The following is a 26,835-nucleotide window of genomic DNA, read 5'->3' on the forward strand; positions in this document are numbered from 1 at the left end:
CCGAACTGTGTGACCAAGGCAAGAGCAGGCACGCCACACCGCGGCAGTTATGAGGTCGGAAATGAAGAGGCGGCAAACGGGGACAAGGCGCGGGATGGCAGCTCGTTTTCCGGATATAAGCCCATCCTGAAGGCTTGCCGAAATGTCCTAGCAACCCAACTGCGCGAGATAGCTGTCGCGATTATGCGGCGCGAGGTCCCTGCAATAACCGACGACGCAGTTCCGGGTGCCGCACCGGGCGCAAAGCAGGGCCAATTCAGCCTGGCTGAAGAATTCCGCGGGCGTTGCGGTGCCGTCCACCGAGGCGACGCCGATTGAAACAGTCAGATGCTCGCCGCCGCCCTCACTCGTCACGAAGCGCAAGGCTTCGACGCTTTGCCGCAGACGTTCAGCGATCGCCTCAGCCGTGTTTTGCGCAACGCCTGCAAACAGGAAAGCAAATTCGTTGCCGCCGATGCGGGCGACAAAATCATCCTTCTTGATCGTCTTGCGAAAGAGCCCAGCAAGCCGCCGCAGGGCCTTGTCTCCGGCGGCGGGGCCGTATTTGGCGTTGATCTCGCGGAAATGGTCAATATTGAGGAGCATCAGCGATGTCGCGGAGGCGGCCCTGTCTCCGGCAAAAAGCTCTCCGAGTTTTTCGAGGAAAGCCGCCCGGTTGGGCAGCGCCGTCAGCACGTCGCGCAGGGAACCGGCCTGCAGTTCGGCGCGCCGCCTTTCGACGTCATGTATTTTCATCAGCCCCATGGAGATGAAATGCCTTAAGCTGGTCTGTTCCTCGTGGATGTCGTCCAGCAATCGGGCGACGCGGTCGGTGGCCGGGGACCCAACAGTTTCGTCTTCGCCAAGGCGTCCGATGAAGGCTTCCGTGCGCCTCTGGCCAGCTTCCAGCCGTGCGGAAATCTGTTTCAGCGTTTCAAAGGCCTCGCTGGCCATCTGTTCCGCTTCGATGCGGGAGAAGCCGGGCAAATTGTGCCTCTGGCCAACAAGATCGATCTCGTGCTGTTGCGGCGCATTACCGAGCGCCAGGATGTCTCGGCCCATGGCCGGGTTATGGCCCGACAATATTTCATAGATCAATTCGTAATTGCGCGGCAAGGGTGCAATATTCATCCTGGCGATGAACTGCGCGACCTTGGTAAGGACAAGACTACTTCTCGCCTGTTCGCGTTTTTTATCGCCAGCAGATGTCATCGCTGTCAGCTCCAGTATCGATGGTCTTATCAATCGAACGAAATAACCGTTTTCTGAATGGCCAAATCATAGGCGAGACGGCTTAAAATTGGCTAAACCTGCGAGCGAAATTCATCACCTCCAGGTTTTATTTCGGCCCTTGGCGAACGGAACCTTTCAAACGTCCTTTGATTGATAACATGACAAATGCTGATTTGATTTCCGGCTCCCGCCGATTTTATATCGCTTGGTCGTTATTGCAGAGAAGGTGCAGCCCATGACGAATTCCCGAACCCTCTATTCGCTCTGCGGAAGCGATGTCTCCAGGCCATTTTCCCCCCATTGCTGGAAAACCGTGTTTTCGTTGGCGCATAAGGGACTGGATTTCGAAGAGCGTCCGTTGCCCTTCACCGTCATCCCGACCGTGGAGGATGGTTTTTCGAAGACGGTGCCGATCCTGCGGGACGGCGACCGCCTGGTGAGCGACAGTTTCGAGATTGCCCTTTATCTGGACGAGGCCTACCCGGAGCGGCCATCGTTGTTCGATGGGGAAGGCGGCAAGGCCATGGCGCGCTTTGTCGAAAGCTGGTCCCAAACCCAGCTGCATCCGGCCATCGTCCGTATCGCCGTGCTGGATATCCACAATATGCTGGATGAGCCGGATCGTCGTTATTTCCGCGAAAGCCGGACAAGGGCGCTTGGCCGCCCGCTCGAGGATGTCGTCGCCAACCGCGAAGACGAGATCGCCGCCTTTCCTGCCTTGCTCGCTCCCATCCGCCGGATGCTGAGTTTTCAGCCCTTCATCGGCGGCACGTCGCCGCTTTTTTCGGATTACATCGTTTTCGGCGCGCTGCAATGGGCGAGGATCACCACCGGTGCTGATCTGTTTTCAGATAATGACCCTGTGCGCGACTGGTTCGAAGGGTGCCTCGATCTTTACGATGCAAGGGGCCGCAGTGTGACAGCGGCGTGAAATGTCTGCCGTCAGTGCCGCAATCTCATTGATCCCCCTTGTTTTCGGGCCTTTGGGCGGGTAAAGACCGCCCACTTTCTCTGAAGGAAAAGGAAACGGACACATGGCGATTGAACGCACATTTTCGATGATCAAGCCGGACGCAACCAAGCGTAACCTCACGGGCGCGATCACCAAGGTATTTGAAGACAACGGCCTGCGCGTCGTCGCCTCCAAGCGCGTCTGGATGAGCAAGCGCGAAGCCGAAGGCTTCTACGCCGTCCACAAGGAGCGCCCCTTCTTCGGCGAACTCGTTGAAGGCATGACTTCCGGCCCGACCATCGTTCAGGTTCTGGAAGGCGAAAACGCCATCCTCAAGAACCGCGAAATCATGGGCGCCACCAACCCGGCCCAGGCCGCTGAAGGCACCATCCGCAAGACCTTCGCGCTTTCCATCGGCGAAAACTCCGTTCACGGTTCCGACGCTCCGGAAACCGCCGCTCAGGAAATCGCCTATTGGTTCGCCGAAACCGAAATCGTCGGCTGATTCAAAGTCTCAACGGCTTGAATCGCTCTATCAGGCGATTGCTCGAAGCCGCTGAAAAGACTCGAAGAAGCGGAGCCGAAAGGCTCCGTTTTTTGTTTTTGGATGCGATAAGGGATGCCGCACCCGCCTTCATCATCATTCCTGTGACAAGCACAGGGACGAGGAGAGGTTGCACTCGCTCCGTCAGTCCCTACGACGCCGGGCACCCCTGAGCCGGCCGCATATCAATCGTTCCGTCAGGTTTAAACACCTCCGGATTGGGCGTATAGAGCGGGCCGACGACCAGCGGCTTGGCGGGGAGAGCTGACTGGTCGGTATCGGAGCGGATGGTGGTCTCGATCGTCTGCAGAATATCGCCATCCGGCCCTTTGATGCGGACGGTGACCCTGTAGGGCCGGTCCTGCTTCACACATTCGACCGGCGGGCTCTGAACGGTGATCCTTTCGTCCTTCGGAAAAATCTTCTCGAGGGTGGTGAGGTCGGGCCCTCCGCGAGGGTTTTCGAATGTTGCTTCAACGCTGCTGCCATCGCGAATGGGGGCAATACGCTGCAGCGTCACCAGATAGGTGGCAATGGCCACGCGATAGTTGAAGACGAACATGCGGCCGGAAACCTTCGCCACCTCGCGCGGTTCTTCGCGCTGACAGCCGGAAAGGGTGAGTATCGCCACCATTGCCAGCAATGGCAGGCCGGTTCTTTTCATGACCGCGTCTCCTTCCTGCGGTGATAGTGCCGGCTGGCTTTCTGCCGGTTGCCGCACACCGCCATATCGCACCAGATCCGGCTTCTGTTCTTGCTGCGGTCGATGAACAGCCAGCCGCAATTGCCGCAGATCCTCAACCGCTGCCGTGGTTCGTCCGCAAGCAGCGACAGTGCGGAGTGGGCGGTGGCATTGGCGAGATGTTCTGCCTTCGGGAACATGCGCAAGGCGGCGCCGCAAGCGAAGAGAAACTGCGCCAGTTTCCCGTTGTCCTCGCCGCCATCGGCGATGGAAGAACGAAAATAATCGTCGATTGCCTCGCGCAGATCGAAAAGAACCGGCCGTCTCTCTTCATCGGGCGCGACGAGGGGGGGAAATCTTTCTCGCTCCGCACCAAGCCGTGTCGCCGCTTCGGCAAAGGTGGCGATCTGCCCGGCCACGGCGAAGCGGTCTACCGATCTAGCGGCGTCTGAACGCAGGATCACGCTATTGGCAACATCCAGCGCCAATGCGCCGCCCGCGAAACGATGTTCTGTCCAGCGAAAGGTCATGCCGCACATTATAACTATCAAAACTGGTTTTAATAGTTATAATCACAGCGGGAGGACGCGCTTGGCTTATTTCCTGCAACAATTGCTGAATGCAGTGCCGGTCGCCGCGCTTTATGCGGTTCTGGCCTTTGGTTATGCCATCGCCTTTTCAGTCACCAGACGCGCCGATGTCACCTATGGCGCCATATTCGCCTTTGCTGGCCAGACCTGCCTGCTTTTTGCCGATTTCGGCTGGAACCGCCTGTGGCTTGTTCTGCCGGCGACATTGGCGCTGGGGGCAGGGGCGGGCCTGTTCGGCGGGTTGTGGGCGGCGGGTTTCATCGGCAGGGTGGTGATGCGGCCGTTAGCGAAAGCCTCTCCCAACGCGGTGACGGTCGCTTCCATCGGGGTGTTGATAGCGCTGACGGAGAGTGCAAGGCTGGCCGCGGATATACGGCAATTATGGCTTCCGCCGCTTTTATCGGAGCCGATACGTTTCTGGGCCGATGGCGGCTTCGCCGTGACGCTGACGCCGATGCAAATGCTGAATACGACGGCCTTCAGCCTGCTCATTTTCGCCGGATCGTTTTATCTTGGCCGCTCCGCTTTCGGCAGGCACTGGAAGGCAGTGTCGGACGATGCTTTTGCTGCAGCCTTGTGCGGGGTAAATGCAGGCCGGATATTTCTCATGTCCTATTGCGCGGCGGGTCTCGTCGCCGCCATCGCGGGCGTGCTGGCCACATTTTATTACGGCACCATGGATTTCGGGGCCGGTCTGGTCTTTGGCCTGAAGGTGGTGCTGATTTCTGCGGCAGGCGGTTATGCCAGTCCGCTCATCTGTGGGCTGGGAGCCGCCGCTGTCGGTTTTGCAGAAACTTTCTGGGTCGGTTACGGACCGGCCGCCTGGCGGGATGCGATGGTCCTCGCGATGCTGGTCGGCTGGCTGGTTATCATGCGCAGCAGGGTTGAAGCGCCTTAGGGCATTGACGAAAGCGGTGCCCGCTTCCACCGGACCATGCGGGAAGAACAAGGCGTTATCGCCACTTTTCCCTGGCGGTATCGTCGGTTGTCTTTGCCGCAACCCACTCGCCCGCCGTTCCATCCTTGCCATGTTCCTTTTTCCAGAACGGCGCGGATGTCTTCAAGTAATCCATCACGAAATTCGCGCCATCGAAGGCTGCCTGTCGATGCGATGAAGCGGCGATAACGAGGACGATATTTTCGCCCGTGGCGATCTTGCCGTGGCGATGGATGGCGGTGAGGCCAAGCAGGCCGAAGCGTTCCATCGCGAGCTTGGCGATGCGCGTCATTTCCGCTTCCGCCATGCCGGGATAATGTTCCAGTTCCAGCGCCGCGAGCGTGCCGCCATCATCCCGGCAGAGCCCGGTGAAGGCGACAACCGCGCCGATGCTCCTGTCACCTTCCGTCAGCCGGCGGGTTTCTTCCGCAGCGTCGAAATCCTCTGCCTGGACACGGACGGTCGGCTGCATTCGCTCATCCCCCCGTCATCGGTGGGAATATGCCGATCTCGCGCGCGCCGACGATGCTTTCATCATGCTCGACGTGTTCCTGATTGACCGCAACGCGGATGACATTGGGAAATTCGAAGGCAGCCTCGTAATTTTCACCGCGTGTCGCAAGCCAGGCAATCAGCTCGCCGGCCGTAGTGATGGAGGAAGGGAGGTCCAGCTCCTCTTCATCCGTGCCGATCTTCTCGCGAACCCAGGCGAAATAAACGATCCGTGTCATCATTCTTCGTCCACGATGTGCTTGAGGCCAGCCTTGAAGTAATCATAACCGGTATACATGGTGAGCGCTGCGGCCAGCCAGAGAAGCGTGATGCCCATCTCGGTCGTGTATGGCAGAACCTTGTCGCCGGCAGGACCCGCGAGCAGGAAAGCGATGGCGACCATCTGGATGGTGGTCTTCCATTTGGCGATGCGGGTGACGGGAACGCTGACCTTCAGCGCCGCCAGATATTCGCGCAGGCCGGAAACAAGAATTTCACGGCAGAGAATGGTGATGGCCGCCCAGAGCGACCAGCCGGCAATGGTGCCGTCGGCCGCCATCAGAAGCAGGACGGATGCGACCAGCAGCTTGTCAGCGATCGGGTCCAGCATGCGGCCGATATTCGAAGTCTGGTTCCAGATGCGTGCCAGATAACCGTCAAGGAAATCGGTCAGCGAGGCGATGATGAACAGCCACAGTGCCGTCCAGCGCGCAAAATCCGAACTCTCCAGTTTTCCTTCAACGTAAAAGCAAAGGACAATGACCGGAACAGCGAGAATCCGGCCATAGGTGAGGAGGTTGGGAATGCTGTATGCGCGCGAAGCCATGGGGAAACCTGTCAGTCTGAGATCAGCTGCCTTGATGCCGCCGCTAGGGCATAGCGTCAACACGTGATTATGTTTTTTTAGCAGGTCAGCCCCGCCGTTCTGCGTCAATCGCTGCCGCTCTCGTGGAAGTGATTGTAAATTTGCCGCGCCACCGTCTCGGAAATGCCGGTGACGGCCATCAGGTCATTGAGGCCCGCGCGGGAAACCGCCTTGGCGGTTCCAAAATGCTGCAGCAACGAACGTTTGCGCCCCGGTCCGATTCCCGAGATTTCGTCCAGCGGATTACGCACCATTTCCTTCTTGCGCCGGGCCCGGTGCGATCCGATCGCGAAACGGTGCGCCTCGTCACGCATGCGCTGAATGAAGTAGAGCACGGGATCACGTGGCGGCAGGGAAAAATCGCTGCGCCCGTCCGCGAAGAAACGTTCACGGCCCGCCTCGCGGTCCATGCCTTTGGCGACGCCGATGGCGGTTACGCAGTCGCGAATGCCGAGTTCGTCGAGGATGGCCCGCACCGCCGTCATCTGCCCCTGACCACCATCGATCAGGATCACGTCCGGCCAGGCGGGGAAGGGCATGTCGGCAGCTTCTTCTGCTGTCGGTATGCGCTCGCGATCCGGCTTTCCTTCTTCTTTCAGCAGGCGTGAGAAGCGGCGGGTCATCACCTCCCGCATCATGCCGAAATCGTCGCCCGGCGTGATGTCGGTCGATTTGATATTGAACTTGCGATACTGGTTCTTCACGAAACCTTCCGGCCCCGCCACCACCATGCCGCCGACCGCATTGGTGCCCATGATGTGCGAGTTATCGTAGATTTCGATCCGCCGAGGCACGTAGGCAAGGCCGAAAGTCTCGGCAAAGCCCTTCAGCAGCCGCGCCTGAGACGAGGTCTCCGCGAGCTTGCGGCCGTGCGCCTCGCGGGCATTGGCAAGCACGTGATCGGTAATGTCCTTCTTCTCGCCACGCTGCGGCACGCTGATCGTGACCTTGTGCCCGGCTTTTTCACCGAGGGCGGCCGCCAGCAGTTCCTGTTCCTCCACCGTTTCGGAAAGCAGGATCTGTTTCGGCACCGGCTTGTCGTCGTAGAACTGCGCCAGAAACGCGTTGAGAATTTCCGAGCCGGGCAGGGAAGGATCGGCCTTGGGGAAATAGGCGCGGTTGCCCCAGTTCTGGCCGGTGCGGAAAAAGAACACCTGAATACAGGAAATGCCGCCTTCGTGGTGGATGGCGAAGACATCCGCCTCTTCAATGCCGGCGGGGTTGATGCCCTGGTGGCTCTGGACGTGCGAAAGTGCCGCCAGCCGGTCGCGATAGATGGCGGCGCGCTCGAAATCGAGGTCTTCGGAAGCCTCGTTCATTTGTCGCGCAATTGCGGTCTTGACGCTCTGGCTCTTGCCGGACAGGAAATCCTTGGCTTCCTTGACCAGCTCCGCGTAGCCCTCGTCGCTGATCTCATGCGTACAGGGCCCGGAACAGCGCTTGATCTGGTACAGAAGACAGGGACGGGTGCGGGTTTCGAACACACTGTCTGTGCAGGTGCGTATCAAGAAGGCGCGCTGCAGCGAATTGATCGTGCGGCCAACCGCGCCGGCGGACGCGAAGGGTCCGAAATAGTCGCCCTTGCGCGCCCTTGCTCCCCGGTGCTTGAAGATCGCTGGGGCACGGTTGTCGGCGGTGATGAGAATATAGGGGAAGGACTTGTCGTCGCGCAGAAGTACGTTAAATCGCGGCCGCAAGCGCTTGATTAGATTCGCTTCCAGAAGAAGCGCTTCGGTCTCCGTGCGGGTGGTGACGAATTCCATGTGCGTGGTATGACGCACCATCTGGGCGATGCGGTTGGAATGCACGCGGCCCTGCGCATAATTGCCGACGCGCTTCTTCAACGAGCGTGCCTTGCCGACGTAAAGCACGTCGCCCGCCTCGTTGAACATGCGATAGACACCCGGCGCATTGGGCAGGTGTTTGACGAATTCGCCAATGAGGTCCATGCCCCTCAGGCCGGATTCGTTCTTCCATCCCGCATTCCAGTCCATGCCGGCGACGTCGCGCGGAGCCTCGGCCGATTCCGTTGCGGCAAGGCTTGCATCGTCATCTTCGTCGTCGGTGTCATCGAAGAGAATACCGCCATCAGGCAGCTTCTTTCCGTTCATTCAGGTATCTCCGCCACGTCAGGGGTTTCCCAGCCAAGGTGCTGGCCGCCGTCGAGCGCGATCATTTGTCCGGTGACCGACGGCGTGTCGTAAAGAAAGCGAATCGTCCGCCCGAACTCGTCCGGCGCAGGACCACGCTTTAATATAAGGCCGTCGATCTGCGCCTGAAAGTCCTCGGGCGCCTGTCTTTCGCTTTTGAAGGTGGGCCCAGGCCCGATGGCATTCACCCTGACGCGCGGCGCGAAGCTCTGCGCCATCGTCCGTGTGGCGGTCCAAAGCGCTGATTTCGAAAGGGTATAGGAATAAAAGCGTGGCGTGAGCGCAAGCACACGCTGGTCGATGATGTTGACGATCAGCCCGGATTTATCGGCTGGCAATTGTTCGACAAAGGCGGCGGCGATGAGGGAAGGCGCCCGCACATGCACGGCAAAATGCGCATCGAAGATATCAGGGTCAGGCGCTTCCGCCGTGTCGCCGAGAAAAACAGATGCATTGTTGACGACGACGCCGATGGGGCCGAGGGCGGAAGACGCCTTTTCGATGAGCGCCGCTGTCGGGGCTGATTGTGTCAGGTCCGCCTGAACGGCTGCAGCCCTGCCACCTTTCTGCCTTATTTCGTTAGCGAATTCCTCCGCCTGCGCGATCGATTCATTGGCATGGACCGCGATCGCAAAGCCGTGGCTGGCCAGATCGGTGGCGATAGCGCGCCCAAGCCGCCGCGCGGCCCCGGTAATCAAGACTGTCTTCGGTATATCTTCTTTCACAGCGGACCTGCATTTGCTCATACACGCCCTATTTGCTGGATATAAATGCAAATCGCAAGCTGTCACTCGGCCCGAAAAGAATTGGGCGATTTTTTATTCACAATGCAATTTCGGTTTAATTTTAATATAACGAAGTTTAAAGGCGATCTATTTTTGTTTAGCCTTCTGTTAGGGTTAATAAAACCCTTGTGGCAATTAGGCAACGTCTAATTCTAGTCACGCGTCTGCCCCAAACAATTCACATTTTGGCTCTTTGATCTCCGCATTCTCCCATCAAATTCGGTTTCCAGAGGGGCGATCAACCCGACGAATTATGCCGCGTCTGAAAACAATGTTTTGAGTGCAGAGCGGTCCTGAAAGGAGAATAACATGCGTATTTTCGTAGCAACCCTTATGGCTTCGACCATGGCCGCCGCTGGCTTTTCGGCTGCTCACGCCGCTGACGCCGTAAACGAAGTGCCGCAGGCACCGGTTTCCTACGACCAGCCAGCACCGGTCAAGGACTGGTCCGGCGCTTACCTCGGTGGTACCGTCAACTACGACTGGGGCCGTTTCAGCTCCAGCAACGACGGCCGTGACGCCAAGGGCGCTGGCGGCGGTCTGTACGGCGGTTACAACTGGCAGAATGGCCAGATCGTTTACGGTGCCGAAGCTGACGTCAACATGGGTGACGAGCGCGGTTCCGCCGGTACGGTCGCAGGTCGCTCGGTCGAAGGCAAGCAGGGCGTCAATGGCTCGCTGCGTGGCCGCGTTGGTTACGACATGAACCCGTTCCTGCTCTATGGTACGGCCGGTCTTGCTGTCTCCGACAACAAGGTTCGTGACGGCGTCAACAAGGACAGCGCCACGGCTCTCGGTTACACGGTTGGTGCCGGTGTGGAAGCCATGGTGACCGACAACATCACCGCCCGTCTGGAATATCGCTACAGCGATTACCAGAAGAAGGACTACACGCTCGGCAACGACGCCTTCTCGCGCGGTTATGACGACCACTCGGTCAAGGCCGGTATCGGCGTCAAGTTCTGATCCTTTCCGGATCGGTCAAAGAAAAGCCGGGGTCATGCCCCGGCTTTTTTGTGTCTGTAATTTGCCGTTGAACGCCCGGCAAAAAGCCGGGTGTTCTGCGCGGTCACGTCAGGCGGCGGCCTTCATTTCCGTATAGGCCTCGAAACGCTTGCCGAAGGTTTCCGGCCACGCCGCCAGCGCATCGCGTCCTTCGGCCCACTCGCCCGCAAAACGCAGGTCTAGATAACCGATCATCGCAGCCAGCGCGAAATGGCCACCGTGCAGCTTCTTGCCGGTCTTCGGCAGGTTGGCGTTGAGATGGTCGAGCCCGCGCACCACCTTGCTCCACTGCTTGTCGATCCAGGGCTGGTGAATTTTCTCTTCCGGTCGGAAACGGCGCTCGTAGACGATGGCCAGCAGGCAATCCATGATGCCGTCGCACAGCGCCTCCAGAATTTCCACATCCGTGCGCTTGCCGTTCTTTTTGGGGTAGAGTTTGCCGCCTGAAAGACGGTCGAGATAATGCATGATGGCCACGCTGTCGTAGACCGATCCGCCATCATCAAGCAGCAGCACCGGAATCTTTCCCAGCGGATTATTGTCCATCAGCGTGGCCGGCTCGGCGTTGGTGTCAACGCGAACGGAGGTTATGTCGATGTCGAGATGACGGGCCGCCATGCGCACCTTGGCGGAGTAGGGGGAGGCGGGCGAATAGAGCAGTTCCATGGTTGGGTCCCTGTGGGTTGATCAGCGAATGGGGATGATTTCGGTTGAACTCGCGCGGCAGCCCTTGCGGTCAAGCTCCGGGCAGTCGCGGAATGTCATGTCCCGGTTAAGGCAGATGCGCACTTCTTCGAGGCGCTTGCCATCGCAGCTGATGGAAATGCCGCGTTTCGACAGGCCGGGATTGGCATCGGTAAAGGCGGTTTCTATCGCATCGGCGGAAAGCGTGGCTGTTTCGGCGCCGGAAGCGATTCTCTCCGGCAGCCGGATGGCCTCGAAGGCGGCCCGCGTCGCCGAGAAATAGTCTCGCTGCGACAGGCCGGAACAGGAGCCGTGTTTGCGCCACTGATGGCCGATCAGGCCCATGGAGGGCATGATGTCGAACATGGTGCGGCCGATCGCGTCCGGCACACGCTCAGGCTCGTCGCTTCGGCAGAATTCGGGATAGCCGTTTTCGTTCTGCGGCCATAGCCCGTGCACCACGAATCCGTAACGCCTGTCGCTGCCGCACTGCTGTCGGTTGCCAGAGCCTTCGGAACTGGCGCAGAATGCCGGTGACCATGAAAGCGAGAGCACATAAAAATCGAAGCCGCTTCCGCGCGGCGGAGGCCTCTTATCCGGCTTCGCTTGAGAAACCGCGCGCCCTGGAGCGTCCGGCCCGGAATTGCCGGCGGTCTGCGATTGGGGTTGTGTCTGCCGGTCGGCCGGTGTGGTTGGGGCCGGATTTTGCTGCGCGAACCATAAGGCGCCGAGCGACAGAAGGCCCAGGGCGATGAAACCGGCATAACGCTTCATTCCGTGTACGTTCCCCGGAAAATGGACGACCTCATATCGCCGGCAGGCGACGATCCGGTCTTACATCAACTTGTGAACGGGGCAAACCGCCAATCTTTGATGAAAAGGTTGAAAGCTTCGCCGCATAACGAATAGAGTCGAACGAATCTCCGCAAAAGACGGAACAGGCTGGGGTGAAGCTGGAGGAAATAGGCGGGCATGACCGCATGAAATTCAAGAAATATATCTGGCCCGTCGTTGGCTTTGCGACGATCGGTTTTTCCGCCTGGTTGCTCTTTCACGAATTGCGCGGCCTGTCGCTCGATGATCTCTGGGACAGCCTGAAGGCCATTCGGGTGCGGGACTGGTTGTGTTCGGGTCTCTCCACCCTGCTGGCCTATGCCGCGCTTGCCGGTTATGACCGCATCGCGTTGCAGCATCTTGGCCGCAAGGTGAACTGGCTCTTCATCACGCTCACCTCCTTCACCACCTATGCGCTGTCCCACAATGTCGGCGCGTCGGTGTTTTCGGGCGCCGTGGTGCGATATCGGGCGTATACGTCGAAGGGACTAAGTGTGGCGGAAGTGGGCGTTCTCGTCGGCCTCTGCTCTTTCACCTTCCTCATCGGCACGATCATGCTAATCGGACTGGTGCTGCTTTACGAGCCTGACATCACTGAAAGGTTCACGGGCATACTGCCGGTCGAAGCCTCGACCACGACAGGCGTCGTGCTGCTCTTTTTCGTCAGCCTTTATGTTCTCGGCAGCCTGCTCAGGCTGAAGCCTCTGAAGATCGGCTCCTTCGTGTTGCCATACCCGGCGCCGAAGCTTGTGGCGCAGCAACTGGTCATTGGCCCCATCGAGCTGATCGGCGCGGCGGGCATCATCTATTTCGCGCTGCCGGAAGCCGGCAATCCCGGCTATATGGTCATTCTCGGCATATTTCTGGTGTCGTTTTCCGCAGCGCTCATTTCGCATGCGCCGGGCGGATTGGGCGTGCTGGAACTCGTCTTCGTCACCGGCCTGCCGGACATGAACCCGGCCGACGTCATCGCAGCGCTCCTGGTCTTCCGCCTGTTTTACCTCATCATCCCCTTCATCATGGCGCTGTTCGTGATCCTCTTCTTCGAAAGATCACAGCTGGCCGCGGCGCAGAAAAGGGAAGGGTTGAGGTAACTCAGCCGTCTTCCGGCTTTTCCTCGCCGCGCAGCCAGAAGGCGCGTTGCGAGGCAAACCTGTCCTGCGCCAGCCTTGTCTTGAGGTAAGGCAGCAACGTGTGCAGCTCTTCTTTCAGCGTGTAGGGCGGATTGACGATGATGAGGCCGGAGCCGCTCAGCCCATCCAGCCGGTCGCTCCTGACGGAAAGTTCCGCGCATAGCATCTTCGGAATCTCGAAGGATTGCAGCCGCTCGTGGAAATCCTTGATCGGCGCGCCTTTCTTGAGCGGATACCACAGGCAATATGTGCCAGTGGAAAAACGTCGGTAGGCCTTGTTCAGGCCATCGGCCAGGCGCTGATATTCATTCTCCAGCTCGAATGGCGGATCAACGAGGATGAGGCCGCGTTTTTCTTTCGGCGGCAAATGCGCGCCAAGCGACAGCCAGCCATCGAGCTCGGTCACCCGCACCTGATAGTCACCTTCGAATAGCCACGCGAGCGCGCGGCTGTCATCCGGGTGCAGTTCCATGGCCGAAAGCCGGTCCTGCGGGCGAAACAGCATACGCGCGAGTTTCGGTGAGCCGGGGTAGAATTTGACGCCGCCTTCAGGATTGAGTTCCTTTACTGCGGCAAGATAGGGCTCCAGCAGCTCGGCGATAGGGTCGGGCAGATCACCCTCCATCAGCTTTCCGATGCCGGTCTGCCATTCGCCGGTTTTCTGCGCCTCTTCAGACGTCAGGTCGTAAAGACCGATGCCGGCATGGGTGTCCAGTACCCGAAAGGCCTTGTCCTTGTTCTGCAGGTAACGCACGAGGCGGGCGAGAACGGCATGTTTGAGGACATCCGCGAAATTGCCGGCGTGATAAATGTGGCGGTAGTTCATGGATGTGTCTCGCTTGCCGTTTATCCGGATGAATGGTCAGGATGAATATTCTTGATGGACGTCACTTCGGCCTTTTTGCCGCATCGTTGATGCAATATACAAAAGACATGAACGTTGCGACCCCGATTTCCGCTGAAAAAGCCACCCTGAAGGCCGAAGTCCGTATCGGACACACGGTCTGCCCGCATGACTGTCCGAGCGCGTGCGCGCTGGAGGTCGATATCAATGCCGATGGCCGCATCGGTCGTGTGCGCGGCGCCAATGCCAACACCTATACCGCCGGCGTGATCTGCGCCAAGGTGGCGCGGTATTCCGAGCGCATCTATCATCCCGGTCGTCTGCTGACCCCGAAGCGCCGCAAGGGCGCAAAAGGGGCGGGCGACTGGCAGGAAATTTCCTGGGAAGCGGCGCTGGACGAGGTCGCCGACGCTTTTGTGAAGGCAGAAGCCCGGCACGGCGCGGAGGCCATCTGGCCCTATTTCTATGCGGGCACCATGGGGCAGGTGCAGCGCGACTCCATCGAGCGGCTGCGCCACGCCAAGAAATATTCGGGCTTCTTCGGCTCGATTTGCACCAACATGGCCTGGACCGGCTATGTGATGGGCACGGGCGCCTTGCGCGGCCCCGATCCGCGCGAGATCGGCAAGGCCGATGTCGTCGTCATCTGGGGCACCAATGCGGTCGCCACGCAGGTCAATGTCATGACCCATGCGGTCAAGGCCCGCAAGGAACGCGGCGCGAAGATCGTCGTGGTCGATATCTATGACAATCCGACCATGAAACAGGCGGATATGCGCCTCGTCGTCCGACCCGGCACGGATGCGGCGCTGGCCTGCGCCGTGATGCACATCGCCTTCCGCGACGGTTACGCCGACCGTGGTTACATGGCGCGCTTCGCCGACGACCCGGCCGGGCTCGAGGCGCATTTGAAGACGAAGACGCCGCAGTGGGCATCAGAGATCACGGGCCTTTCCGTCGACGAGATCGAGGATTTCGCGAGGCTGGTTGGCGTCACGAGAAAGACCTTCTTCCGGCTCGGATATGGCTTTGCCCGACAGCGCAACGGCGCGGTCGCCATGCATGCAGCGCTTTCGATCGCCACGGTGCTCGGTTCCTGGCAATATGAGGGCGGCGGCGCGTTCCACAATAATGGTGACATCTTCCGGCTCAACAAGGCGGAACTCATGGGCACGGCCTATGCCGACCCCGACGTGCGCCAGCTCGACCAGTCGCAGATCGGCCGCGTGCTGACGGGGGACGCCGAAGCGCTGCGCCATGGCGGTCCGGTGACGGCGCTGCTCATCCAGAACACCAATCCGGTCAATGTCGCGCCCGAACAGAGGCTGGTGAAGCAGGGCTTCCTGCGCGATGATCTCTTCGTCGCCGTGCACGAGCAGTTCATGACGGAAACGGCCGAGCTTGCCGATATCGTGCTGCCCGCCACCATGTTCCTCGAACATGACGACATTTACCGCGCCGGCGGCCAGAATCACATCTTGCTTGGTCCTAAACTGGTGGAGCCGCCCGAAACGGTGCGTACCAACCTCTTCGTCATCGAGGAGCTGGCAAAGCGTCTCGGGATCGACCACATGCCGGGCTTTGGCCTTTCAGCGCGCGATCATGTCGATCATATGCTGAAAGTCAGTGGCTGGGGCGACTTCGATACGCTCGCCGAAGAGAAATGGATCGATGCGCAGCCACCGTTCGAGGTCGCGCATTATCTTGAAGGCTTCGGTTACGGTGACGGGAAGTTCCGTTTCAGCCCCGATTGGGCAACGGGGCCTTCTCCCAACAAGCCGCCGAAGAACATCGGCGTGATGGGGCCGGTGTCGGAATTTCCGAAATTCCCGGATCAGGTCGATGTCATCGAGGTTGCGGATGCTGACCATCCCTTCCGACTGGCGACATCGCCCGCGCGCAACTTCCTGAATTCCACTTTCGCGGAAACCAAAACCTCCGTGCAGAAGGAAGGTCGCCCGGAACTGATGATCTGTCCTGAGGATGCCGCCATCAACGGCATTTCTGATGGCGACATCGTCCGCATCGGCAACGGGCGAGGCGAGGTCCGACTCCACGCGAAAATCGTGGAAGGTGCTAGGCCGGGAGTGCTCATTGCCGAAGGGCTATGGCCGAACAAGGCGCATCTGGACGGCGAGGGCATCAACGTGCTGACCGGTGCCGACGCCGTCGCTCCCTATGGCGGCGCGGCATTTCACGACAACAAGGTTTGGCTGCGCAAGAGCTGACGGAAGATTTTGAATGACGAAGTTCGACAACGTGAAAATTGAAATTCTGAAAGACGAAACGCTTTCAAAGAACTGGTATCACCTCCGCAACATAACCTACAATTACACCAATTCCCGTGGCGAAACGAAAGTCATCAGGCGCGAAGCCTATGACCGTGGCAACGGCGCGACGATCCTGCTGTTTGATCCACGACGCCAGACGGTTGTTCTGGTACGGCAGTTTCGCATGCCGGCCCATGTGAACGGTCATCCCGGCTGGCTCCTTGAAGCCCCGGCCGGCCTGCTGGACGGCGATAATCCGGCTGAAGCCATCCGCCGCGAGGTGACGGAAGAAACGGGCTACGTCGTGAGGGACGTGCGGTTCCTGTTCAAATCGTTCATGTCGCCCGGTTCTGTCACCGAGATCATTCATTTCTTCGCCGCGATTGTCGAATCTTCGGATCGTGTCGAAGAAGGCGGCGGTGCGGCCCATGAGGACGAGGATATCGAGGTCGTGGAAATCCCGCTGGACGACGCCATGAAGATGATCGAGACGGGCGAGATATGCGATGGCAAGACGATCATGCTGCTGCAATGGGCGGCGTTGAACCGCGCCTCGCTGACAGCCTGAGATTTCATCATCTTTCGGAGACTCTTATGAACGTGTCGCTCTTAAAGTCGCCCGCTGCCGCGACCGACCGGATCCGGCTGGTGGAAAAGGAAACCGTCTGGAAGGGCTTCGTGCATTTGCAGAAGCTCGTTTTTGACCAGCGCATGCCTGACGGCAAGACGATCCGTATTGTGAGGGAGGTCCATGATCACGGCCTCGCCGCCGCCATTCTCCTTTATGACCCGAAACGCGACAGCGTGGTAATGGTACGCCAGTTTCGCCCCGCCGCCTTCGTCAACGGCGACCCGAACTTCATGATCGAAGTTCCGGCAGGGCTTCTCGATGGCGACGATGCCGCTGATGCAATCCGCCGTGAGGCGATGGAGGAATCCGGTTATGCCGTCGAAAAGGTTGAATACCTCTTCGACATGTATGCCAGCCCTGGCACGCTGACGGAAAAGGTCAGTCTCTTCGTCGCCCGCATCGATCTCGACGTGCAAGCGGGCAGCGGTGGCGGACTGGAGGATGAAGGCGAGGATATCGAGGTTCTGACCTATGGTCTCGACGAAGCCTTCGGAATGATCGCCTCGGGTGAGATCACGGATTCCAAGACGATCATTCTGCTGCAATGGGCGATGTTGAATCGTGATCGGCTTTAAAGGCGGGGCGGCTTGAGCATATCCAGTGAACTAACCCACGGATACAGCCATCAACGCTAAAACCGCCCCCTGACGCCGGCACCCACGAAAATCGACTGCAAGTCGCCGCCACCAGCGTTCTTCTCCGACGACAGGCTTCCGGCGCCCGCGCCGCTATAATGCGTGTTCCCGCGCCCGAGGCTGGTATAGTCGTAAGCGCCGTCGAGGTAGATCGAGGCGTTTTCAGTCACGTCATAGGCAACGCCTGCCTTCACCCCGAACATGCCGGCAACGTCGAATTTGTCAGTGAAGCGCATGTCGCGCAGCCAGTGATCGTCAGTCGCCTTGGCGTAGACCATGGCGCCACCTTCGAGACCGAGATTGAGCGACCAGTTGCCGAATCTCTGGCCGCCCGTCAGGTTGCCGTAGAAAACCGGTATTTGTTGGCGATAGGTTATTCCCTTGAGGCCATCCTTGAATTTGCCCGAGAAATCGCGGCGGGAGAAAACACTGTAAACGGCGTTGCCACCATAGGCCGACCATTGCACATCGGTGTAGCGAAAACCGACGCCCGCGCTGAGATATTGCTGCGGATCCTCCAGCAATGTGCGATTGAGTTCGAGGCCTCCCGAAAAATAATGGTCGAGCCGTGTGTCATCATGCTGGGAGCGATCGCTCCAATTCTCCTTGGAGCTGTCTTTCGAAAAAGGCCATACCCAGTCGTAGTCGGTCATGTAGCCATCGCCTTCAAAACCGATGCGGCCTTCCGCCTTGACGCGCCAGCCGGGCGCTAGTTCAAGCCCGAGCGAGCCGCGCAACGCCACGGCGTTTTTCGTTTCCCATTCCAGTTCGCTCACCTTGCGGCCACCGAGATGAACAGTTTCCGTCGCCCGGAGATTGAGAACGCCGGCATCCAGTGAAGCCGTAATGCCGTTTTGTTCGGCGGCGAGTGGCAGGCAGGTACCCATCAGTAAAGCCGCAGAAAGCGGCAGGGGAAATCTCGAAAATCGCATAATCGCTCCTGAACGTCCGGAGGGCCTGAAGTAGAGGCCGTTGCGGTCATTAAAGACGATTATGGTAAATGATCGGTTTATTTCACCGAAGATACCAATTCTGATTTATCTATGTACTTTAGGAATAGCTACATCACGAGGCAGAGACAAGGATGGAATACTCGGTTTTACTTTCGCTCTTGTCGAAAACGGCTTTTCCGCCTTCCATCCGTACCTTGCCTTCGGCGAGTAATTTCAGCGCCAGTGGATAGAGCTGGTGCTCGACGGTGAGGATCCGCGCAGCCAGGGTATCGGCCGTGTCGTCGGAAAGAACCGGCACAGCCCCCTGCGCAATCGTCGGGCCCTCATCCATGCCTTCGGTGACGAAATGGACCGTGCAGCCGGAAATCTTCATGCCGCTGTCGATGGCACGCTCATGCGTATGCAAACCGGGGAAAAGCGGCAGCAGGGAAGGGTGGATATTGATGATGCGGCCTTCATAGGGGGCAATGAAATCCCCCGAGATCAGCCGCATATAGCCGGCGAGACAGACGATGTCAGGCGCAATCTCCCCAAGAGCGGCCAGAATGGCGCCCTCATGTTCCGTCTTGCTCGCATAGGTCCTGCGTTCGAAGACGAGGGTCGGAATGCCGAAACCCCGTGCCTTTTCCAGCCCGCCGGCAGTTGCCTTGTCCGAGATCACGCAGGCGATTTCCGCCGGAAAATCCGCCGTCTGGCAGGCCTTTACCAGCGACACCATGTTGGAGCCGCTGCCGGAGATGAAAACGACGACACGTTTGCGGCCGGACGACAGGGCGGCGGGCATCATAGGGCGAGGGCGCCCTTGTAGATGGTGCCATGCGCGCCTTCTTCACGGGCGACCATGCGGCCGAGCGGGAAGACGGTCTCGCCTTGGGCCGTCAGAACTTCGGTGACCTTTTCGGCATTTTCAGCCGAAACCACGACGATCATGCCGACGCCGCAATTGAAGGTGCGCAGCATTTCCTTTGCTTCGACACCACCGGTTTTCGCAAGCCAGGAGAAGACGGCAGGAACCTCTATCGCTTCGAGGTCGATCTCGGCGGCGAGATGTTTGGGCAGAACGCGCGGAATATTCTCCGGGAAACCGCCGCCGGTAATATGCGCCAGTGCCTTCAGCGCGCCGGTCTCGCGGATCGCCTTCAGGAGCGGCTTCACATAGATGCGGGTTGGAGTCAGCAGCGCTTCGCCCAGCTTCTTGCCATCGGCGAAGGGAGCAGGTGCATCCCAGTCGAGTCCGGAGATCGATACGATCTTGCGCACCAGCGAGAAGCCGTTGGAGTGGACGCCGGATGAGGACAGGCCAAGAATGACGTCGCCCTCGGAAATGTCGCCGGCGGGCAGAAGCTGGCCGCGTTCGGCCGCGCCCACGGCAAAGCCCGCGAGGTCGTAATCGCCATCTGAGTACATTCCCGGCATTTCAGCGGTTTCGCCGCCGATCAGCGCACAACCGGATTCGCGGCAGCCGGCGGCGATGCCGGAAACGATCGCAGCGCCCTGGTCGGGATCGAGCTTGCCGGTGGCAAAATAATCGAGGAAGAACAGCGGTTCTGCACCCTGAACCACGAGATCGTTGACGCACATGGCGACGAGATCGATACCGACGGTGTCGTGATAGTTTGCGTCGATGGCGATCTTCAGCTTGGTGCCGACGCCGTCATTGGCGGCCACCAGAACCGGGTCGGTGAAGCCAGCGGCTTTCAGATCGAACAGGCCGCCGAAGCCGCCGATTTCGCCGTCCGCGCCGGGACGTCGCGTGGAACGCACCGCCGGTTTGATCTTCTCGACCATCAGATTGCCGGCGTCGATATCCACCCCTGCGTCACTATAGGTAAGACCGTTCTTGCCCGACTGGCTCATGGCTCTCGTCTCCGCTGGTTCCTTTGGCGTCGCCATTCGCACGGGACGGGGCCTGATGCAAGGGTTTGAGTGGCAAAACCTCCGGTTTTTACCGGCTTTGACGTTCCGCGATGGCCGCTCTCGGCAGCATTTGCCGCAATGCGGCGAAGGTGGGACCGGATATTCTGCGTTGTCGGCTTTTTCAGCCCCCCTTATCCCTTTGCCGACGCAGTCTTGACCATGTGCCCACGCCCATCCTATCTCCATGATGCGGGATGACGATGCGGTGACAGAAGGATGAACGGATGCAACCCCATGTAAGCGGTACCAGCCTGCGCCGGCAGGTGTTTTTCTGGATCGGCGTGCTTGCCGTCTTTATCCTCTTCCTGATGGTCTTCAGCTCCATTCTCCTGCCTTTCGTGGCTGGCATGGCGCTTGCGTATTTTCTCGATCCGGTGGCCGACTGGCTGGAGAGGCGCGGCCTCAGCCGGCTGATGGCCACGGTCGTCATTCTCATCTCCTTCGTGCTGGTCTTCGCGCTGTCGCTCATCATCATCATTCCGCTCATTGCCGCCCAGGCCTCGGAATTCATCACGCGCATCCCGCAATATATCTCATCGCTGCAGCAGCTGATCGCCGGCGCGGATACCAATCTCCTGCCGGACTGGGTGAGCAGCCAGATCGATGCGGTAAAGGAGAACTTCTCGAAACTCCTCACCGAAGGTGCAGGTTTCATCGGCACATTGCTGACGCAGATATGGAATTCCGGCAAATCGCTGGTCGATGTCGTGTCGCTCCTGGTGGTCACCCCCGTCGTCGCCTTTTACCTGTTGCTTGACTGGGACCGGATGATCGACAAGGTCGACAGCTGGATACCGCGCGATTACGTGCACACGGTGCGCCAGATCGCCCGCGACATGGACAAGACCATTGCCGGTTTCGTGCGTGGGCAGGGCTCGCTCTGCCTCATTCTCGGGGTTTATTACGCCGTCGGCCTGTCGCTGGTCGGGCTTAATTTCGGCCTTTTGATCGGCCTTTTTTCGGGCCTCATCAGCTTCATTCCCTATATCGGCTCCATGGTCGGCCTGATCCTGGCGGTTGGCGTCGCCATCGTGCAGTTCTGGCCGGATTATCTCTATGTCGTACTGACCCTGGTCGTGTTCTTTTCCGGCCAGTTCATCGAAGGCAACATCCTGCAGCCGAAACTTGTCGGCAGCAGCGTCGGCCTGCATCCTGTCTGGCTGATGTTTGCCCTCTTCGCTTTCGGCGCGCTTTTCGGCTTCGTCGGGCTTCTCGTCGCGGTGCCGGCTGCGGCGGCGGTCGGCGTGCTTGTCCGCTTCGCCTTGTCACGGTATCTTGAAAGCGATCTTTACCACGGGCACGCCGCCAACCTTCCCTGGGAAGCCAACCTCACCCTGGAAGAAAGGGAAACGTCCTCCGGCAAGGTTGACTCTCAGAGCTGACAATGACTGACCCAATCAAAACCGACAACGCCCGGTCGAAGGCCGAGCAGCTGCCGCTCGCATTTTCGCATCCGTCCGCCTCCGGCCGGGACGATCTCCTCGTGTCGGCTTCGCTGGAGGCCGCCGTCAGCCTCGTTGACGCATGGCCGCACTGGCCCTCGCCGGTGGTCGTGCTGGCAGGGCCGCCCGGTTCCGGAAAATCGCACCTTGCCAATATCTGGAAAAATATCAGCGAGGCCCGCGAGATTCATCCGCAAGCGGGCGCGGATGCCGCGCGCGCGGCCGAAAGGGGGGCGGTGCTGTTCGAGGACGCTGATCGGCGTGGTTTTGACGATACCGAACTCTTCCATGTCATCAACAGCGTACGCCAGAATGGCACAACGCTTCTGATGACCAGCCGGCAATGGCCGTCGGCCTGGCCCGTCACGCTGCCGGATCTGCGCTCGCGCCTCAAGGCCGTGACGGTAGTGGAAACGGGTGAACCGGACGAGGCGTTGCTGGCGCAGGTGCTGGTGAAGCTCTTCGCTGACCGGCAGCTTTACATGGATGACAAACTCATAGGCTACATCGTCAACAGAATGGAACGTTCGCTCGATACGGCGCAGACGATCGTAGAGCGGATCGACAGGCTGGCGCTTTCGCGCGGAACGAGGATCACCCGCCCACTGGTGGCGGAAGTCCTCAACGCGATGGACAATGCCGAGAGACATAACGGACCGGACGACGATTGACTGTCACAGTTCCGTCGTCAAACTGTTATACGGGCAAGAAGGACGATCGCGGGATGCAGCAGGATCACGGATTGGAAATTGGTCAGGGGATGGAACAGGGCATGGACGCTGTCGCGCAGGAAGATTTCAACAAGGTTCAGCCGCAGACCGAGGGCGAGAACCTCTGGGATAGCCCCGCGCGTTTCATCAACCGCGAATTCTCCTGGCTCCAGTTCAACCGCCGTGTCCTTGAGGAAACGCTGAACACCGATCACCCGCTGCTGGAGCGGCTACGTTTCCTGTCCATCTCGGCGGCCAATCTCGATGAGTTCTTCATGGTTCGCGTCGCCGGCCTCGAAGGCCAGGTGCGCCAGAAGATCACCGTCAGGACCCCGGACGGCAAGACCCCGGCAGAACAGCTCGAAGATATTCTGAAGGAAATCGACAACCTGCAGATGGAGCAGCAGGCCTCGCTTGCCGTTCTGCAGCAATATCTTGCCAAGGAAGAAATCTACATCGTACGCCCGGCTGCGCTTTCGGATGAGGATCGCAACTGGCTGGAAACCGAGTTTGAGGAACGCATGTTCCCGGTGCTGACGCCGCTCTCCATCGATCCGGCGCACCCGTTCCCCTTCATTCCCAATCTCGGCTTTTCCATGGGGCTGCAGCTGGACAGCGTCAACGGCCGCGAGCCGATGACGGCGCTTTTGCGCCTGCCGCCGGCGCTCGACCGCTTCGTGCGGCTGCCGGATGAAAAGAACGCCATCCGCTACATCACGCTCGAGGATGTGGTCGGTCTGTTCATTCACCGGCTCTATCCCGGCTATACCGTTCGCGGTTCCGGCACGTTCCGCATCATCCGCGATAGCGATATCGAGGTGGAGGAAGAGGCCGAAGATCTGGTGCGTTTCTTTGAAAGCGCGCTGAAACGCCGCCGCCGCGGTTCCGTCATCCGCATCGAGACCGACAGTGAAATGCCGCAGTCGCTCAGGCAGTTCGTGGTGCATGAACTCGGTGTGCCGGATAATCGCGTCGCGGTTCTGCCCGGTCTTCTCGCGCTCAACACTATCTCGGAAATCGTGCGTGCCCCGCGCGACGACCTGAAATTCGAGCCCTACAATGCCCGTTTCCCGGAGCGCGTTCGTGAACATGCCGGCGATTGCCTCGCTGCTATCCGCGAAAAGGACATGGTGGTTCACCATCCCTATGAAAGCTTCGACGTGGTGGTGCAGTTCCTCCTGCAGGCTGCGCGCGATCCCGAAGTACTCGCCATCAAGCAGACGCTTTACCGGACCTCTAACGACAGCCCGATCGTTCGCGCGCTGATCGACGCCGCGGAAGCAGGTAAATCCGTCACCGCGCTGGTCGAGCTCAAAGCGCGTTTCGACGAGGAAGCAAACATCCGCTGGGCGCGCGATCTGGAGCGCGCCGGCGTGCAGGTCGTGTTCGGCTTCATCGAACTCAAGACCCACGCCAAGATGTCGATGGTGGTGCGCCGCGAGGATGGCAAGCTCAGGACCTACTGCCACCTTGGCACGGGCAACTATCACCCGATCACGGCGAAGATCTATACCGACCTGTCCTTCTTCACCTGCAACCCGAAGATCGCCCACGACATGGCGAATATCTTCAACTTCATCACGGGTTACGGCGAACCGGAGGAGGGCATGAAGCTGGCCGTCTCGCCCTATACGTTACGCGCGCGCATCCTCAAGCATATTCACGAGGAAATCGAGCACGCCAAGCGCGGCGCGCCGGCGGCGATCTGGATGAAGATGAATTCGCTTGTCGATCCAGAGATCATCGATGCGCTCTACCATGCCAGCGCCGCCGGTGTTGAGGTGGACCTCGTCGTGCGCGGCATCTGCTGCCTGCGCCCGCAGGTGCCCGGCCTGTCGGACAATATCCGCGTCAAATCCATCGTCGGCCGCTTCCTGGAGCACAGCCGCATTTTCTGCTTCGGCAATGGTTTCGGCCTGCCGTCGGACAAGGCGCTGGTCTATATCGGCTCCGCCGACATGATGCCGCGCAATCTCGACCGCCGCGTGGAGACGCTGGTGCCGCTGACCAATCCCACCGTGCATGAGCAGGTTCTTTCACAGATTATGCTGGGCAATCTCATTGACAACCAGCAGAGCTACGAGATACTTGCGGACGGAACGTCGAGGCGCATCGAGGTGCGTAAAGGCGAAGAACCGTTCAACGCGCAGCACTATTTCATGACCAATCCCAGCCTTTCCGGACGTGGTGAAGCCCTGAAATCCAGTGCGCCCAAATTGATTGCCGGGTTGATTTCGTCCCGCAAGAAACAGGCTGAATGACTCGATCAGAAGCACAGGGGCGGCTGACCGGCCTTGCCCCCGTTTCCGTCATAGATATTGGCTCGAACTCCGTTCGTCTTGTCGTATATGAAGGTCTTTCCCGCGCGCCTGCGGTGCTGTTCAACGAAAAGGTGCTTTGCGGGCTTGGCAAAGGTTTGGCGCTGACGGGGCGCATGCATGAGGAAGGTGTAAGCCGCGCGCTCCTGGCGCTCAGGCGTTTTCACGCCCTCTCCGAGCAGGCGCAGGCGCAGCAGCTTTATGTGCTGGCCACGGCCGCGGCCCGAGAAGCGGAAAATGGTCCCGATTTCATTCGTGAGGCCGAAGCCATCCTCGGCTGCGAGATCGAGGTTCTGTCGGGTGAGAAGGAAGCGCTTTATTCGGCCTATGGCGTGATCAGCGGTTTCCATGATCCTGATGGCATCGCCGGCGACCTCGGGGGCGGCTCGCTGGAACTGATCGACATCAAGGGCAAGAGCTGCGGCGAAGGCATCACCCTGCCGCTTGGCGGTTTGCGGCTTTCGGAGCAATCGGACGGCTCGCTGGAAAAAGCGGCGACCATTGCCAGAAAGCACGTCAAATCCTTCGCCAAACTTCTGGCGGCGGGTGAGGGGCGCACCTTTTACGCCGTCGGCGGCACCTGGCGAAATATCGCCAAGCTGCACATGGAGATATCCGGTTATCCCCTGCACATGATGCAGGGTTATGAATTGCCGCTGGAGGAAATGCTGAATTTCCTCGAGGAGGTCATCGTCTCCCGGGATAGCAAGGATCCCGCCTGGCAGGCGGTCTCCAAGAACCGCCGCTCGCTCCTGCCATTCGGTGCCATCGCCATGCGCGAAGTTCTGAAGATGATGAAGCCGGCCAGGATCGCTTTTTCCGCACAGGGCGTACGCGAGGGTTACCTTTATTCGCTGCTGACGGAGGCGGAGCGCGAATCCGATCCGCTGCTGGTTGCCGCCGACGAACTTGCCATTTTGCGCGCCCGTTCTCCGGAGCATGCGCGAGAACTGGCGGACTGGAGCGGTCGCACCTTCCCGGTTTTCGGCATAGACGAGACGGAAGAGGAAAGCCGCTATCGGCAGGCCGCCTGCCTGCTGGCCGACATCAGCTGGCGCGCGCATCCCGATTACCGCGGTCTGCAGGCGCTCAATATCATCGCCCACTCGTCCTTCGTGGCGATCACCCATCCCGGGCGCGCCTATATTGCACTTGCCAATTATTACCGCTTTGAAGGCCTGAACGACAACGGCACCACCGAGCCGCTTGCCGCCATGGCGGGGGAGCGTCTGCAGGAACTCGCCAAACTGCTGGGCGGCCTGCTGCGCGTCGTATATCTTTTTTCAGCCTCCATGCCGGGTGTCGTGGATCACCTGAAATTCCGCAAGACAGATAATCCGGATCTCGATCTGGAATTTGTGGTGCCGCATGATTATTGCGATTTTGCCGGCGAGCGGCTGGACGGACGTTTGCAGCAACTGGCGAAGCTGACGGGCAAGCGGCTGGCCTTCGTGTTCGAATAAGGAGCGGCGGAGTCTCCGTTCACGACAGAAACGACATTGGCCCCGTGCTAGGACCAGCGCTCGCAGAACGCTTCGATATCGTTTGACTGAAAGTCGCCAAGCCGAGCCATGATCGTCTCGAAGGGCCAGTCCCACCAGGCAATAGCGGTAAGCTTCTGCGCAATCGATCGTGAAAAGCGCTCGCGAATGATTTTTGCGGGTACGCCGCCGACGATGGTATAGGGCGGTACGTCCCTGGTCACCACGGCGCCGGCGGCCAGCACCGCGCCGTGTCCCACCTTGACGCCCGGCAGTACGATGACCCCGTGCCCGATCCAGACATCGTGACCGATGACGGCGCGATCCTGCTTCCGCTGCGCGAAAAAGGCATCGTCGCGCACCGCATCGGCAGAGTAATATTCCGGGCAGTAGCTGAAACGGTGCATGGATGGCCGGTCCATCGGATGGTTGGGAGCGCCTATCCTGACCTCCGCGGCGATGGCGCAGAACTTCCCGATGATCGCATCCCCCACCATGCAGCGGGGACCAAGATAAGAGTAGTCTCCGAGCTCAACATTATGCAGCGAGGTATCGGCCAGAATCTCGCAGCATCTGCCGATGCTCGAGTCTCTTACGCTGGCTGTTGCATGAATGACGGTCTCTGCGAGCTTAGGGCGCTTGATCTGTGCGGTCGAATCCATTGCAGTCTCCCGATTCTGCGCATGCTTAACCGGGCATGATGAAGGCCCTATGACGTGAGACGGCGGAGCAGTCCGTCCGTGACCGGCATACCCTCTCAAGTTCAGAC

27 protein-coding genes are annotated in these 26,835 nt (G+C 59.5%); 12 read left to right on the top strand and 15 right to left on the bottom strand.

Features of this window, described 5'->3' with window-relative positions; all coding sequences use genetic code 11:
* Nucleotides 1–147 precede the first annotated feature (147 nt).
* On the bottom strand, nucleotides 148–1,191 hold the full coding sequence (locus tag QE453_RS14525) for a GGDEF domain-containing protein (protein WP_309777337.1): 1,044 nt from the start codon (nucleotides 1,189–1,191) through the stop codon (nucleotides 148–150).
* A gap of 256 nt (nucleotides 1,192–1,447) precedes the next feature.
* On the opposite strand from QE453_RS14525, the gene QE453_RS14530 reads away from it, so the two are divergent.
* Both QE453_RS14530 and ndk read left to right on the top strand, forming a co-directional pair.
* A complete protein-coding gene (locus QE453_RS14530; protein ID WP_004441100.1) occupies nucleotides 1,448–2,143 on the top strand; it encodes a glutathione S-transferase family protein in 696 nt (231 codons plus the stop codon).
* 103 nt (nucleotides 2,144–2,246) lie between these two features.
* Complete coding sequence (gene ndk / locus QE453_RS14535) at nucleotides 2,247–2,669, top strand: nucleoside-diphosphate kinase (protein WP_003496769.1); 423 nt, start codon at nucleotides 2,247–2,249, stop codon at nucleotides 2,667–2,669.
* Between the two features lie 190 nt (nucleotides 2,670–2,859).
* Here ndk and QE453_RS14540 read toward each other — a convergent pair whose 3' ends face one another.
* Both QE453_RS14540 and QE453_RS14545 read right to left on the bottom strand, forming a co-directional pair.
* Nucleotides 2,860–3,372 (bottom strand): hypothetical protein, encoded by a 513-nt coding sequence (locus tag QE453_RS14540; RefSeq protein WP_112766984.1) that lies wholly within the window; start codon nucleotides 3,370–3,372, stop codon nucleotides 2,860–2,862.
* Nucleotides 3,369–3,929, bottom strand: coding sequence for a CGNR zinc finger domain-containing protein (locus QE453_RS14545; RefSeq protein WP_309777338.1), 561 nt, complete (start codon nucleotides 3,927–3,929; stop codon nucleotides 3,369–3,371). Before QE453_RS14545 ends, QE453_RS14540 begins: the two co-directional genes overlap by 4 nt.
* 52 nt (nucleotides 3,930–3,981) lie before the next feature.
* Between QE453_RS14545 and QE453_RS14550 the strand changes: the two genes are divergently transcribed.
* Nucleotides 3,982–4,878 (top strand): branched-chain amino acid ABC transporter permease, encoded by an 897-nt coding sequence (locus QE453_RS14550; RefSeq protein WP_309777339.1) that lies wholly within the window; start codon nucleotides 3,982–3,984, stop codon nucleotides 4,876–4,878.
* Nucleotides 4,879–4,933: 55 nt separating this feature from the next.
* Here the strand turns inward: QE453_RS14550 and QE453_RS14555 are convergent, their stop codons facing one another.
* From QE453_RS14555 to QE453_RS14575, 5 genes are all read right to left on the bottom strand, one after another.
* Nucleotides 4,934–5,389, bottom strand: a complete 456-nt coding sequence (locus QE453_RS14555) for a molybdenum cofactor biosynthesis protein MoaE (RefSeq protein WP_022555953.1) — start codon at nucleotides 5,387–5,389, stop codon at nucleotides 4,934–4,936.
* Nucleotides 5,390–5,393: 4 nt separating this feature from the next.
* Nucleotides 5,394–5,648, bottom strand: a complete 255-nt coding sequence (gene moaD, locus QE453_RS14560; RefSeq protein WP_006700176.1) for a molybdopterin converting factor subunit 1 — start codon at nucleotides 5,646–5,648, stop codon at nucleotides 5,394–5,396.
* Nucleotides 5,648–6,235, bottom strand: coding sequence for a CDP-diacylglycerol--glycerol-3-phosphate 3-phosphatidyltransferase (gene pgsA / locus QE453_RS14565; protein WP_004441114.1), 588 nt, complete (start codon nucleotides 6,233–6,235; stop codon nucleotides 5,648–5,650). Before pgsA ends, moaD begins: the two co-directional genes overlap by 1 nt.
* 104 nt (nucleotides 6,236–6,339) lie before the next feature.
* Nucleotides 6,340–8,385: an excinuclease ABC subunit UvrC gene (gene uvrC / locus QE453_RS14570; protein WP_309777340.1), complete on the bottom strand. Its 2,046-nt coding sequence runs from the start codon at nucleotides 8,383–8,385 to the stop codon at nucleotides 6,340–6,342.
* Complete coding sequence (locus QE453_RS14575; RefSeq protein ID WP_051634340.1) at nucleotides 8,382–9,170, bottom strand: SDR family oxidoreductase; 789 nt, start codon at nucleotides 9,168–9,170, stop codon at nucleotides 8,382–8,384. Before QE453_RS14575 ends, uvrC begins: the two co-directional genes overlap by 4 nt.
* A gap of 348 nt (nucleotides 9,171–9,518) precedes the next feature.
* On the opposite strand from QE453_RS14575, the gene QE453_RS14580 reads away from it, so the two are divergent.
* Nucleotides 9,519–10,175 carry an outer membrane protein gene (locus tag QE453_RS14580; RefSeq protein WP_004441118.1) on the top strand — a complete coding sequence of 219 codons (657 nt, stop codon included), beginning with the start codon at nucleotides 9,519–9,521 and terminating at the stop codon, nucleotides 10,173–10,175.
* Between the two features lie 108 nt (nucleotides 10,176–10,283).
* Here the strand turns inward: QE453_RS14580 and QE453_RS14585 are convergent, their stop codons facing one another.
* Both QE453_RS14585 and QE453_RS14590 read right to left on the bottom strand, forming a co-directional pair.
* Nucleotides 10,284–10,880 (bottom strand): glutathione S-transferase, encoded by a 597-nt coding sequence (locus tag QE453_RS14585; protein ID WP_006700180.1) that lies wholly within the window; start codon nucleotides 10,878–10,880, stop codon nucleotides 10,284–10,286.
* Between the two features lie 21 nt (nucleotides 10,881–10,901).
* Nucleotides 10,902–11,672 carry a ribonuclease T2 family protein gene (locus QE453_RS14590; RefSeq protein WP_112555077.1) on the bottom strand — a complete coding sequence of 257 codons (771 nt, stop codon included), beginning with the start codon at nucleotides 11,670–11,672 and terminating at the stop codon, nucleotides 10,902–10,904.
* A gap of 206 nt (nucleotides 11,673–11,878) precedes the next feature.
* Between QE453_RS14590 and QE453_RS14595 the strand changes: the two genes are divergently transcribed.
* Nucleotides 11,879–12,826 carry a lysylphosphatidylglycerol synthase domain-containing protein gene (locus tag QE453_RS14595; protein ID WP_004441121.1) on the top strand — a complete coding sequence of 316 codons (948 nt, stop codon included), beginning with the start codon at nucleotides 11,879–11,881 and terminating at the stop codon, nucleotides 12,824–12,826.
* Between the two features lies 1 nt (nucleotide 12,827).
* Here the strand turns inward: QE453_RS14595 and QE453_RS14600 are convergent, their stop codons facing one another.
* On the bottom strand, nucleotides 12,828–13,691 hold the full coding sequence (locus QE453_RS14600; RefSeq protein WP_309777341.1) for a 23S rRNA (adenine(2030)-N(6))-methyltransferase RlmJ: 864 nt from the start codon (nucleotides 13,689–13,691) through the stop codon (nucleotides 12,828–12,830).
* A 41-nt stretch (nucleotides 13,692–13,732) separates the two neighbouring features.
* On the opposite strand from QE453_RS14600, the gene QE453_RS14605 reads away from it, so the two are divergent.
* Genes QE453_RS14605 through QE453_RS14615 form a run of 3 tightly spaced genes read left to right on the top strand, consistent with a single transcriptional unit; the run spans nucleotide 13,733 to nucleotide 17,185 of the window.
* Entirely contained in the window at nucleotides 13,733–15,937 is a 2,205-nt protein-coding gene (locus tag QE453_RS14605) for a molybdopterin oxidoreductase family protein (RefSeq protein ID WP_309777342.1), read from the top strand.
* Between the two features lie 13 nt (nucleotides 15,938–15,950).
* Nucleotides 15,951–16,547, top strand: coding sequence for an NUDIX domain-containing protein (locus QE453_RS14610; RefSeq protein ID WP_004441124.1), 597 nt, complete (start codon nucleotides 15,951–15,953; stop codon nucleotides 16,545–16,547).
* A gap of 26 nt (nucleotides 16,548–16,573) precedes the next feature.
* Nucleotides 16,574–17,185 carry an NUDIX domain-containing protein gene (locus QE453_RS14615; RefSeq protein ID WP_035207694.1) on the top strand — a complete coding sequence of 204 codons (612 nt, stop codon included), beginning with the start codon at nucleotides 16,574–16,576 and terminating at the stop codon, nucleotides 17,183–17,185.
* A gap of 56 nt (nucleotides 17,186–17,241) precedes the next feature.
* Here QE453_RS14615 and QE453_RS14620 read toward each other — a convergent pair whose 3' ends face one another.
* The 3 genes from QE453_RS14620 to purM form a co-directional block, all read right to left on the bottom strand.
* Nucleotides 17,242–18,177 carry an omptin family outer membrane protease gene (locus QE453_RS14620; protein WP_037088978.1) on the bottom strand — a complete coding sequence of 312 codons (936 nt, stop codon included), beginning with the start codon at nucleotides 18,175–18,177 and terminating at the stop codon, nucleotides 17,242–17,244.
* A gap of 133 nt (nucleotides 18,178–18,310) precedes the next feature.
* Nucleotides 18,311–18,985: a phosphoribosylglycinamide formyltransferase gene (gene purN, locus QE453_RS14625; RefSeq protein WP_309777343.1), complete on the bottom strand. Its 675-nt coding sequence runs from the start codon at nucleotides 18,983–18,985 to the stop codon at nucleotides 18,311–18,313.
* On the bottom strand, nucleotides 18,982–20,055 hold the full coding sequence (gene purM / locus QE453_RS14630; RefSeq protein WP_004441129.1) for a phosphoribosylformylglycinamidine cyclo-ligase: 1,074 nt from the start codon (nucleotides 20,053–20,055) through the stop codon (nucleotides 18,982–18,984). Before purM ends, purN begins: the two co-directional genes overlap by 4 nt.
* 284 nt (nucleotides 20,056–20,339) lie before the next feature.
* Between purM and QE453_RS14635 the strand changes: the two genes are divergently transcribed.
* The 4 genes from QE453_RS14635 to ppx all read left to right on the top strand — a co-directional run bounded on the left by QE453_RS14635 (nucleotide 20,340) and on the right by ppx (nucleotide 26,048).
* Nucleotides 20,340–21,497 carry an AI-2E family transporter gene (locus QE453_RS14635; protein WP_004441130.1) on the top strand — a complete coding sequence of 386 codons (1,158 nt, stop codon included), beginning with the start codon at nucleotides 20,340–20,342 and terminating at the stop codon, nucleotides 21,495–21,497.
* Between the two features lie 2 nt (nucleotides 21,498–21,499).
* A complete protein-coding gene (hdaA, locus tag QE453_RS14640; protein WP_107339793.1) occupies nucleotides 21,500–22,228 on the top strand; it encodes a DnaA regulatory inactivator HdaA in 729 nt (242 codons plus the stop codon).
* Nucleotides 22,229–22,329: 101 nt separating this feature from the next.
* Entirely contained in the window at nucleotides 22,330–24,528 is a 2,199-nt protein-coding gene (locus QE453_RS14645) for an RNA degradosome polyphosphate kinase (RefSeq protein ID WP_034496238.1), read from the top strand.
* Complete coding sequence (gene ppx / locus QE453_RS14650; RefSeq protein WP_004441136.1) at nucleotides 24,525–26,048, top strand: exopolyphosphatase; 1,524 nt, start codon at nucleotides 24,525–24,527, stop codon at nucleotides 26,046–26,048. The genes QE453_RS14645 and ppx overlap by 4 nt, the downstream gene beginning before the upstream one ends.
* 47 nt (nucleotides 26,049–26,095) lie before the next feature.
* On the opposite strand, the gene QE453_RS14655 is transcribed toward ppx, so the two are convergent.
* Nucleotides 26,096–26,728: a DapH/DapD/GlmU-related protein gene (locus QE453_RS14655; RefSeq protein ID WP_174150843.1), complete on the bottom strand. Its 633-nt coding sequence runs from the start codon at nucleotides 26,726–26,728 to the stop codon at nucleotides 26,096–26,098.
* Nucleotides 26,729–26,835: the final 107 nt, after the last annotated feature.

It is taken from the genome of Agrobacterium sp. SORGH_AS_0440, from assembly GCF_031453135.1.
GTDB lineage: Bacteria > Pseudomonadota > Alphaproteobacteria > Rhizobiales > Rhizobiaceae > Agrobacterium > Agrobacterium pusense.

Coding starts and splice junctions, on each gene's coding strand:
- QE453_RS14525 (WP_309777337.1), bottom strand. CDS start 1,191: ATGACATCTGCTGGCGATAAAAAACGCGAACAGGCGAGAAGTAGTCTT.
- QE453_RS14530 (WP_004441100.1), top strand. CDS start 1,448: ATGACGAATTCCCGAACCCTCTATTCGCTCTGCGGAAGCGATGTCTCC.
- ndk (WP_003496769.1), top strand. CDS start 2,247: ATGGCGATTGAACGCACATTTTCGATGATCAAGCCGGACGCAACCAAG.
- QE453_RS14540 (WP_112766984.1), bottom strand. CDS start 3,372: ATGAAAAGAACCGGCCTGCCATTGCTGGCAATGGTGGCGATACTCACC.
- QE453_RS14545 (WP_309777338.1), bottom strand. CDS start 3,929: ATGTGCGGCATGACCTTTCGCTGGACAGAACATCGTTTCGCGGGCGGC.
- QE453_RS14555 (WP_022555953.1), bottom strand. CDS start 5,389: ATGCAGCCGACCGTCCGTGTCCAGGCAGAGGATTTCGACGCTGCGGAA.
- moaD (WP_006700176.1), bottom strand. CDS start 5,648: ATGACACGGATCGTTTATTTCGCCTGGGTTCGCGAGAAGATCGGCACG.
- pgsA (WP_004441114.1), bottom strand. CDS start 6,235: ATGGCTTCGCGCGCATACAGCATTCCCAACCTCCTCACCTATGGCCGG.
- uvrC (WP_309777340.1), bottom strand. CDS start 8,385: ATGAACGGAAAGAAGCTGCCTGATGGCGGTATTCTCTTCGATGACACC.
- QE453_RS14575 (WP_051634340.1), bottom strand. CDS start 9,170: ATGAGCAAATGCAGGTCCGCTGTGAAAGAAGATATACCGAAGACAGTC.
- QE453_RS14580 (WP_004441118.1), top strand. CDS start 9,519: ATGCGTATTTTCGTAGCAACCCTTATGGCTTCGACCATGGCCGCCGCT.
- QE453_RS14585 (WP_006700180.1), bottom strand. CDS start 10,880: ATGGAACTGCTCTATTCGCCCGCCTCCCCCTACTCCGCCAAGGTGCGC.
- QE453_RS14590 (WP_112555077.1), bottom strand. CDS start 11,672: ATGAAGCGTTATGCCGGTTTCATCGCCCTGGGCCTTCTGTCGCTCGGC.
- QE453_RS14595 (WP_004441121.1), top strand. CDS start 11,879: ATGAAATTCAAGAAATATATCTGGCCCGTCGTTGGCTTTGCGACGATC.
- QE453_RS14600 (WP_309777341.1), bottom strand. CDS start 13,691: ATGAACTACCGCCACATTTATCACGCCGGCAATTTCGCGGATGTCCTC.
- QE453_RS14605 (WP_309777342.1), top strand. CDS start 13,733: ATGAATATTCTTGATGGACGTCACTTCGGCCTTTTTGCCGCATCGTTG.
- QE453_RS14610 (WP_004441124.1), top strand. CDS start 15,951: ATGACGAAGTTCGACAACGTGAAAATTGAAATTCTGAAAGACGAAACG.
- QE453_RS14615 (WP_035207694.1), top strand. CDS start 16,574: ATGAACGTGTCGCTCTTAAAGTCGCCCGCTGCCGCGACCGACCGGATC.
- QE453_RS14620 (WP_037088978.1), bottom strand. CDS start 18,177: ATGCGATTTTCGAGATTTCCCCTGCCGCTTTCTGCGGCTTTACTGATG.
- purN (WP_309777343.1), bottom strand. CDS start 18,985: ATGATGCCCGCCGCCCTGTCGTCCGGCCGCAAACGTGTCGTCGTTTTC.
- purM (WP_004441129.1), bottom strand. CDS start 20,055: ATGAGCCAGTCGGGCAAGAACGGTCTTACCTATAGTGACGCAGGGGTG.
- QE453_RS14635 (WP_004441130.1), top strand. CDS start 20,340: ATGCAACCCCATGTAAGCGGTACCAGCCTGCGCCGGCAGGTGTTTTTC.
- hdaA (WP_107339793.1), top strand. CDS start 21,500: ATGACTGACCCAATCAAAACCGACAACGCCCGGTCGAAGGCCGAGCAG.
- QE453_RS14645 (WP_034496238.1), top strand. CDS start 22,330: ATGGACGCTGTCGCGCAGGAAGATTTCAACAAGGTTCAGCCGCAGACC.
- ppx (WP_004441136.1), top strand. CDS start 24,525: ATGACTCGATCAGAAGCACAGGGGCGGCTGACCGGCCTTGCCCCCGTT.
- QE453_RS14655 (WP_174150843.1), bottom strand. CDS start 26,728: ATGGATTCGACCGCACAGATCAAGCGCCCTAAGCTCGCAGAGACCGTC.